Source organism: Candidatus Methanoperedens nitratireducens (genome assembly GCF_000685155.1).
Taxonomy (GTDB): Archaea; Halobacteriota; Methanosarcinia; order Methanosarcinales; family Methanoperedenaceae; genus Methanoperedens; species Methanoperedens nitratireducens.
Genome location: NZ_JMIY01000007.1, coordinates 514,660 through 522,957, shown reverse-complemented (window position 1 = coordinate 522,957; position 8,298 = coordinate 514,660). Strand labels below are relative to the sequence as shown.

Below are 8,298 nucleotides of genomic sequence, written 5' to 3'. Positions count from 1 at the left end.
AAATTCACCCCCGAGCAGGTTAAGGAAGCCCACAAGAAATAACCTGCTACGAAAGCAGGCAAGCTAAATAAAGATTGAAAGGTGAAAATATGGAGGTTATAACAGTAGTAGAAGGAAAGGAGTCTATTTCTAAGTGTAATATGGTGGTTCGATCGCCCTTCAGCTCGCCCATCAATCGCCTGATCAAGTAGCCACCTTATCTCTAGGTGAGCCGGACTTGCCGCTCAGCCAGTTGCCATCCGCGCAGCCCCATCCACTATATAGTAAATGAACTCATCAGCATCCTTATCCAGCCTGCCTTTATAGCTCTCTTCCAGAAGCTGGGTAAAGCTCGCCACCATGCGTAGTGGCTCCTGAAGGTCATGGGAGACAATATAGGCAAACTGCTCAAGTTCCTTATTGGAGCGTTCCAATTCCTCTAATGCTTTCTTCAGCTCTTTTGTTCTATCCTGAACAATTATTTCCAGTTCATCGTGCGCTCTGCGTAGTGCCTCCTCAGCCCTCTTGCGCTCTGTTATGTCCTCAATAGCTAAGAGGATTTCTTGGGTACCGACACTTTCCCGATATATTCTGCGGGCATTGAGTAACATGGTTCTCCGTCCGATTATTTGGAAATCGTGTTCAACCTCAAAGTCCTGGAACGAGGTGCTTTTTGGGATAATCTCTTCCAGTAACTCTCTTAACTTTGGGATATCCCACTGGCGGTTCCCAAGATCGTAAATGAATCTGTTCAGAGTTTCCTCTGGAGCGACCTTAAACGTTTTATAAAAAGCCTGATTCGCACTTTTCACTCGCAAATCTGCATCTAAAACTAAAATAGGCTCTCGTACAGTCTCTACAATGTTCTCTGCGTATTTACGCGCCTCTTGAGCAGCTTGCTCGGCTCGCTTGCACTCGGCTTCTGATCTTTCCAGTTCAGCAACGCAAGTGCGCAATTCTGCCAGTTCATCAGTCCCCGTATTTAAATACGGGGACTTCGAAAGCTGCTCTTTTAATTTATCTTTATCTTTCAACATTTTATCCAAGGAAATATCATGTGGCATTATATTCAAATGTGGATTATGCTTATTGTTGATATGTTTTTCATGCTTATATTACCTCCCTGATGTCGAAAGTTGCGTAATGTTCATAAGCTGCTTTCCGTTTTTTTATTGCATTGCGAGCATCATCTAAAGTATCGAAGACCTCATCTTTTGGGCAAACAATTTTATCTAAAGTATTCTCAGGTTGCAATAAAATTAGCCCATCGCCTCTTTCTTTTATTAACCTGGCGCGGTAAATCGTGATAACACCGGGGTTTATCATAAAGATATATTTATATTGAGTCATTTTCCCTAACTGCTATGTCTTCATTGGTCAAGTACTTATTAAAATATTCCTTCAAATAAACCTGATCTTATCTATTTTATATATCCTGGAGCCGTCTGGTACATGCACAGCGCATTGATTGCAGGAGTCAAAGCTTTTCACTATATGCAATGCATGCGCTCTGAACAGGAATACTATCTCTATAGTTCTACCAGGATTTTATGAAGGTATTACTCTGTTCAAATATTTGTGCAATGAATTGCAGTAACTTGAATCGATGCTGTAAGTCGTGTACCAGCCCTTTGTCTCAGCTTTAACAATTCCCTTCTCTTTCAGGTATTTAATATGCTGTGTAATCGTAGGTCCAGAGACTCCTATTCTTTCTGAAAGGGTTTTATGATTTATGCCCTGATTATTGAGAATCTCTAAAATAATTCTTCTATGCGCATCATTTTTCAGTGCAGCAATTACTGTCTGCTCAGCTTTATTATAGGTGAAGTGGTTCAGAAAATAGCGAGTTTTTCCATTTGTTTTAGAAGATTCTATCATCTCTTCTGATTTCATCATTTTCAGGTGGTATTCGACCGTTCCTTTGTTCAATCCTGTTGCTTTGATTATTTCGCTAAAATAACTTCCGGGAAATGACTTTATAAAATCATATAGTTTATCCCTGTTCGTGTTCTCTAAAACGTTTGAATGGCATATTTTCTTATATCCGCCGAGGATGGCAAGGAATCTTATTGTAAAAAAAGTTTCTGGAGCAGAGGTTACCTGAGCAAAACCCAACATAAGAAGAAACAGCCAGTAGGGAACAGGTTTAACCTCAATTTCATGAACCTCCTCACCTGCTACTGAGGAGCCTGATTGATTGCTCAGGGAGGGACGTACGGTGTACTCAGTAGCAAAGGCGGTAGAGACCGATAATAAAAAGAAAAAACAAAGGAGGAGGTATCCTGGTCTAATGTTGATATACGTTAAATGTGTAATCCTCCGTTCCAACAACTGATACTCCATATACCTGGGATCTCCATCGTCCTGATTCTACATAACCTTGATCTGGAACTATATCTATATGTATCCTTCCATCAATTACTCCATCGCTTGAATCATAAAAAGTTCCAATGCTGCTGCCGCCGGGCCTGTATATTGTTAACGAAAGGGAATCTGTTCTATCTCCCCAGTTCAGGTCAACTTCAAGCCAGTTTACTCCACTCCCCACATCCGTATAATATGTTTTTGTCTGACCCTGCGTTATGGAATCGTATATCAGGATAGATACTGGCGGTGTTTCACCACTTGAAGGGCGCACTGTATATTCTTTTTCTTCAGCCGATGCCGCTGGCGCAGCCAATAGTGATGCAACCATAACTAATGCAATTAACCACTTCATTATATCACCATATGAGCATAATGATTATAATAGTATATGAGTTTTCTATGAAAACTACCTATAGTCAAGTTCTCAAATAATCATAAATTGGAATCATAGTGATACCCTCTTCAAATGCCTTAATCAGTTGTCGCTTTAATTCCCTCTTATTCTCCCAGTACCTTATTGCCAGCCATTTCTTAGCCGCCCTCCACGACTGCTCTATAGGATCAAGCTCAGGGCTATAACTTGGAAAATAAACAACATGCAGATGCTCTTTATTTTCCTGATAAAATTTTTGCATATCACCGGATGTATGATAAGGACCCTGATCTATAACGACAACCAGCTTACCGAATTTGTAAACAAGTCGTTGTAAGAATACCTTGAAAACATCACCGTTTAGCCAGTCTGTGAACGCATAGATGAAATATTCAGAGTTTAATGCCCCCAGAACACAGATTTTTTCCTTCCTTTTGTATTCGTACTTTACATTCGGGTGACTGCCAACAGGAAACCAGCCGTATGTGAGATATGGTGCTATCGGGAAGATGCTTTCGTCCAGAAATAAGACTGTGTATCCATCGTCAACAAATGGTTTAACTTGTTGTTTGAATTTTTTTTAAATTCTTCTTGAAGCTGTTTGTTAGCCTTTCTATGAGCTGGCCGTGGTTTTTGGCAGGATAAACCAAGACGATGAAGTATACGCCTTACTTGAAGTGGTTTATAGGATACGTTATAGAGTTTTTCTATTAGCTGAATAACAAGTTTTGTTGTCCAGATAATGAATGGAAAACCCTGCTCATGGGGAGATTTGAAAAGAATTGGCTTTAGATTTTCTATCTGTTTATCTGTCAATCTTTTTGGTCTACCAGATTGCTTTTTATTATTCTTTCTTGAAATTCCCTCTACGTGCAAGCGACGTAGCCAGTCGCCAACGGTTGTTAGTGGATGTTTTATAGTAAAGCTTACTTCTTCAAGAGTCCTACCTTCCTTGCGTAAAATCGCTGCAAGAAGCCTTATTTTAGCTTTTGGATCTCCCTCTTTTTGATAAAGGTCGTTCAACTCATCTATAGAAAAGTCTGGAAGAAATGATTCCCCTCTCGGTGTTATTGTCATTTAAACACTCCCATTAAAGAATCTGTTTGATTGCACTTAAAATTTACGGCAATTTTGGAATCTTGCTATAACTAATTTGTATTATCACTATACTTTTATAAATTCGTATGTAAAATTAATATATTAAATTTTATCCAATGCATTTGTTTCATTGAATCATTAGTAACTCTCAATCTGTTAGGCAGTTTTCATAGAAATTATATAAGCATTTAAATCAATGTAAAAATCGTGCGGGGTTCAACTGAACCTTCCAGGGACGGTTGAACCCCAAACGCTGCCAGAAGGCAGAATTGTGTTAGGCTTTGAAGATACTTAAAGCTTGCCAGCCGCCTTCGGAGTAAATGAAACGGAGGTGAAAACTATGGGAAGATTAAAAAGAACTGTATCAGCAGTAATGACTGTGCTGATAGCCCTTAACATATTTACCGGGCTAGCAGCAGCGACTCCGGATGTATATGCAGAACCACCAGATGTAAGTGATTCCAAAGCTAGTGCATATACTATTAACTGTCCCAACTATGACATTTCGCTGTTTATCGGAGGAGATATTTCTTCTGGTACCGATAAAGATCGGTATAAATGCAGCGTGAATTCAGGGGATAGAGTAAATACGTGGATTGAAAGCGGGGCGTTTGTCAGTGGTATATCTTCATATGAAGATGATGAAGATGACCTCTTCTTGGAACGGAACGAGAATGGTAACTATTACTTCAATAGTAATGTTCAAAGTCCGCCAGTATATTCTCTAATCTATAAATCCAATGGAGGTACTTACTCCGGCTACGAATTCTTCCTTGCACGAAATTGGTCTCCATAAAAATTTTTTATTTTTTTAATGTATTATAATAATAAATAAAACACGAATGTATATGAAAAATAAAATCAATAAGTGTATGAATTATATTGAATTATACAACAATATAAGAAAAATCTTAAAATATAGTTTCTTGATAATCGTATTGATGGTAAGTTTGTTTGTCCCCCCGGCCAGTTCGCTGGAAAATACAAATACTTCCCTCAACATTGAAAGTGTCATCTCGATATCAAATATAACAGCCCCTTACTACTATAGCCTTGCTAAAACCGACAAAATAGATTCACTTCAAGTCGATTATTCTTATATCTTGTGGAGTCCTGATGGAAGCAGGCTTTTGATAAGACCAGCCTCCCAATTACCTGGAACTTCAGTGCGAGAGCTAAAAACTGTCTATGCAATATATGCAATGAATGCGGACGGGACCGAGATAAAAGAAATTGCATCAACACTCAATAATACAAAAACTAATATAAAAAACAAATCGCTCAATATGAATTTAGAATCATGGAGCCCGGATGGAAATAAGATAATCATTCATACAAATATTTTCAGAATAAGGGGTTTTGCTGTAATTGCAGATATAGATGGTACTCTATTCAGGGTGGTTGGAAAGAACTATACTACTATTGATTCAATAAGAGAAAATATTTTAAATATAGAATGGCAGGCAGGTTTTACCTGGAGCCCGGATGGAACAAAGGCATTTGTTATAATGGACTTAGACATCGGGAAGAAACAATTATATACAGTAGATGAGAACGGCTTTATTCTGAAACAACTTACCAATGAATCTATCGAAACCTATGTGCTGAATGCCGTATGGAGCCATGATGGGAAAAAAATTGCTTTCAATGGTAAGAACCTCTGGGTAATAAATGAGGATGGAACTGGGTTAAAAAAACTTACTACGGATGGCAAAATTATCCGTGCTGGAACCATTAGCTGGAGTCCGGATGATAGCAAAATTTTTTATCAATTAGACAGAAGTGTTCGCACAATTAATGTGGATGGAACTGGTGCAACCGAAATCATAAGTAATGATAATAGGCTTATTGATGATATTTTAAGTTTGAGTCCTGATGGGCAAAAGATGATATTTACTACCTCAACAATTCATAATGATGGAAAAATAACTTCCAGGTTCTATGTAGCTGATTCTGATGGGAGAAACCAGAAACTGCTCTCAGAGGTCACCACAAGAGATGAAGTCCGTGCAAGCTGGTCTCCGAAAGGAGATAAAATAGCGTTAACAGAGAACCGGAATCTCTATACAATAAACCCGGACGGAAGCGGCAGGGCCACAATTGCATTATCTTTTATCGAATATGCATGGCATCCCTCTGGAGATTATATTGCCTTTTCCTCTTCGAAAGATGAAACTATAGGGAATGATCGCGACACGAGGCGGGTGTTTATAGTGAAACCTGACGGCACAGAGCGTGTACAAATTACTTTAAATGATACACGCGGTTACAATCTTAACAGCTGGAGTCCGGATGGAAGCAGGTTGCTGGTGGACTCATTTGGCGATAATCTACTTGCAATAAAGTTCAGCGGATACGACGAAGTTATGTCCCTTCATGCCCCGTCCTCAGTTCAAGAGGGTGAAGAATTTGCCATTCAGGTCAAATCAATGTCAAAACCAGTGGAGAATTCATCTATTACACTCAATGGCAAAGAAATAGGCATAACAAATGAAACAGGCTATTTAAATTACAGCTTCAAGGAGCAGGGCAGGTATCTGTTAAATGCCTCCAGGGAAGGTTATAGGGTTGCAAGCAAATCAATCATAGTTAAAGAGAATAATCAAACTCTAGACCTGCAAAATAATACAGCAGCAGTACCGACCGCGGATATACCTGAAACGCCTGGTTTTAATTCAGTATTTCCAGTTATCGCATTAATTTTTATAATATTTTTAAGGAGAATTAGATGAAACAGAATATCGATAATATATTTGTAATTGCTCAAAAGGAATTCGCTGACAATTTATGGAGTCCAAGGTTCAGGGTTCTGCTCTTGATGTTCACGCTGGTTATATTCTCTTTTAGCGTTCAGTCTGTGAAGAATGGATTTAACATATTTGATATGGGTTTTATCGATGTTGCCCAGATTATCGGGCTTTTCCTTCCTCTGGCAGGCATTGGCCTGGGCTTTGATGCTGTTATTAAAGAGCGAAAATCGGCATCATTAAATGTTCTCCTGGCGCATCCTGTTTTCCGGGACAATATCATAACCGGGAAAATCGCTGGTGGGCTGGCCACCCTTGCCCTGGTGGTATTCATATCTGTTATTGCCTCGGTTGGAACCATGATTGCCCTCAGCGGGGTACAGGTTGGTTTGGCGGAGTTAAGCAGAGTTCTTATTTTTACGGGTATAACTTTTATATATCTTTCTACTTTTCTGGCTCTGGGGGTTCTAATATCTATATTTTCAAGCAGTTCTACTAATTCATTTATCTATGGCCTGGTAGTATGGATTAATCTGATAATGGTATTTGGGGCGATCATCTCGGTGGCTTCTTCAATTGCAACAGGGGAATCTATCCTTGATTCAGGCAGTAACCGTGATGTACGTGCTCTTAATGGTGATCTTCAAAAGATTTCACCAATACATCATTATTCAGAGGCTGTAGTAGGTGTTCCAGGAATAAGCGTGGGGGGTGTTAATGTTATGACAGGCCAGAAGATTACATCAGGGATTTTTGACTTTAAACACACAATGGGGGACTGGTTTAATGATTACTGGACAAATCTCGTTGCATTGACAGTTATGCCAGTATTGCTTTTCATTGCAGCGTTTGTAGCCTTCCTGCGCAAAGATATAACATGGTGAGAATTATGAACAAAAATATCAGAAATGTAGTAACAATTGCAGGGAAGGAATTTGCAGATAGTATCGGAAGTCCTGTGTTTTTAGCGTTAACTGTCACTTTCACACTGATAACATTCGTCTTCAGCTACCAGCAGGGGTTAGCGGCAGAATACATGAGCCAAATGGGGAGAGAATCAACATCAGTGCTTATGTCAGGACTAAGAGGTATTTCGGGGATCATTACATGGTTTGCCCCGTTGATTGGGATTGCCCTGAGCTTTGATGCTGTGATAAGAGAACAGAAATCGGGTTCGATGAATGTTCTTCTGACGCATCCAGTTTTCCGGGATACTGTTATTTTGGGTAAGCTGCTTGGCTCCATGCTAATATTATTCATTGTTCTGTTTGTCTCGACAGTCATATCTGTCGGAACACTACTGTTTCTGTTCGGAGGGGTGGTAAGCACCATGGAACTAACCAGAATAGCTCTGTACGTAATGTTCACTTTTCTTTATGTGCTGGTTTTCCTTGGCATTGGTATAATTCTGTCAATTGTTGTAAAGGATGCCACTGATTCTCTCATATATAACATTACTATATGGCTTGGTATTTCCATTGTTTTCACGGTGATTGTCATCGCATTTTTCTTTCTTTCAGGCCAGACTTTAGCAGGAAACCCGGAAGGCTGGGGAATTATTGCAAAAATCTCTAACATATCGCCGATGCACCACTTTGCAGAATTAGTTACAGGCAGAACTAATCTTGGCTGGGGAGGTCCCGGAATCGAGTCAAATATCAGAGGAATATTAGATACCCGCTTTACCTTAACTCAATGGTTCAGCGAGTTCTGGATGAATTTAACAGTGCTAAT

10 protein-coding genes are annotated in these 8,298 nt (G+C 39.5%); 4 read left to right on the top strand and 6 right to left on the bottom strand.

All coding sequences use genetic code 11. From position 1 onward, the window contains the following. Positions 1–224: 224 nt before the first annotated feature. The 6 genes from ANME2D_RS14630 to ANME2D_RS14605 form a co-directional block, all read right to left on the bottom strand. Positions 225–1,016 carry a sensor histidine kinase gene (locus ANME2D_RS14630; protein WP_052368955.1) on the bottom strand — a complete coding sequence of 264 codons (792 nt, stop codon included), beginning with the start codon at positions 1,014–1,016 and terminating at the stop codon, positions 225–227. A gap of 73 nt (positions 1,017–1,089) precedes the next feature. Then, positions 1,090–1,329 carry a hypothetical protein gene (locus tag ANME2D_RS14625; RefSeq protein ID WP_048093150.1) on the bottom strand — a complete coding sequence of 80 codons (240 nt, stop codon included), beginning with the start codon at positions 1,327–1,329 and terminating at the stop codon, positions 1,090–1,092. 198 nt (positions 1,330–1,527) lie between these two features. Beyond that, positions 1,528–2,097 carry a winged helix-turn-helix transcriptional regulator gene (locus ANME2D_RS14620; RefSeq protein WP_052368954.1) on the bottom strand — a complete coding sequence of 190 codons (570 nt, stop codon included), beginning with the start codon at positions 2,095–2,097 and terminating at the stop codon, positions 1,528–1,530. 169 nt (positions 2,098–2,266) lie between these two features. After that, positions 2,267–2,698 carry a hypothetical protein gene (locus ANME2D_RS14615; protein WP_048093146.1) on the bottom strand — a complete coding sequence of 144 codons (432 nt, stop codon included), beginning with the start codon at positions 2,696–2,698 and terminating at the stop codon, positions 2,267–2,269. Between the two features lie 64 nt (positions 2,699–2,762). Continuing rightward, a complete protein-coding gene (locus tag ANME2D_RS17545) occupies positions 2,763–3,221 on the bottom strand; it encodes an IS630 family transposase (protein ID WP_241763389.1) in 459 nt (152 codons plus the stop codon). Further along, positions 3,218–3,796 (bottom strand): helix-turn-helix domain-containing protein, encoded by a 579-nt coding sequence (locus tag ANME2D_RS14605; protein ID WP_048093141.1) that lies wholly within the window; start codon positions 3,794–3,796, stop codon positions 3,218–3,220. The genes ANME2D_RS17545 and ANME2D_RS14605 overlap by 4 nt, the downstream gene beginning before the upstream one ends. Before the next feature lie 361 nt (positions 3,797–4,157). Between ANME2D_RS14605 and ANME2D_RS14600 the strand changes: the two genes are divergently transcribed. From ANME2D_RS14600 to ANME2D_RS14585, 4 genes are all read left to right on the top strand, one after another. Continuing rightward, the gene (locus ANME2D_RS14600) at positions 4,158–4,613 is read left to right on the top strand and encodes a hypothetical protein (RefSeq protein WP_048093139.1); all 456 of its coding nucleotides are present in this window, start codon (positions 4,158–4,160) and stop codon (positions 4,611–4,613) included. A 52-nt stretch (positions 4,614–4,665) separates the two neighbouring features. After that, positions 4,666–6,549, top strand: coding sequence for a PEGA domain-containing protein (locus ANME2D_RS14595; RefSeq protein ID WP_157834153.1), 1,884 nt, complete (start codon positions 4,666–4,668; stop codon positions 6,547–6,549). After that, positions 6,546–7,448: an ABC transporter permease gene (locus tag ANME2D_RS14590; RefSeq protein WP_048093135.1), complete on the top strand. Its 903-nt coding sequence runs from the start codon at positions 6,546–6,548 to the stop codon at positions 7,446–7,448. Before ANME2D_RS14595 ends, ANME2D_RS14590 begins: the two co-directional genes overlap by 4 nt. 5 nt (positions 7,449–7,453) lie before the next feature. Next, positions 7,454–8,298: ABC transporter permease (locus ANME2D_RS14585; RefSeq protein ID WP_048093133.1), on the top strand; the 845-nt coding region annotated here is incomplete at its 3' end.

Coding starts and splice junctions, on each gene's coding strand:
- ANME2D_RS14620 (WP_052368954.1), bottom strand. CDS start 2,097: ATGTTGGGTTTTGCTCAGGTAACCTCTGCTCCAGAAACTTTTTTTACA.
- ANME2D_RS14605 (WP_048093141.1), bottom strand. CDS start 3,796: ATGACAATAACACCGAGAGGGGAATCATTTCTTCCAGACTTTTCTATA.
- ANME2D_RS14590 (WP_048093135.1), top strand. CDS start 6,546: ATGAAACAGAATATCGATAATATATTTGTAATTGCTCAAAAGGAATTC.
- ANME2D_RS14625 (WP_048093150.1), bottom strand. CDS start 1,329: ATGACTCAATATAAATATATCTTTATGATAAACCCCGGTGTTATCACG.
- ANME2D_RS14600 (WP_048093139.1), top strand. CDS start 4,158: ATGGGAAGATTAAAAAGAACTGTATCAGCAGTAATGACTGTGCTGATA.
- ANME2D_RS14615 (WP_048093146.1), bottom strand. CDS start 2,698: ATGAAGTGGTTAATTGCATTAGTTATGGTTGCATCACTATTGGCTGCG.
- ANME2D_RS14630 (WP_052368955.1), bottom strand. CDS start 1,016: ATGTTGAAAGATAAAGATAAATTAAAAGAGCAGCTTTCGAAGTCCCCG.
- ANME2D_RS14595 (WP_157834153.1), top strand. CDS start 4,666: ATGAAAAATAAAATCAATAAGTGTATGAATTATATTGAATTATACAAC.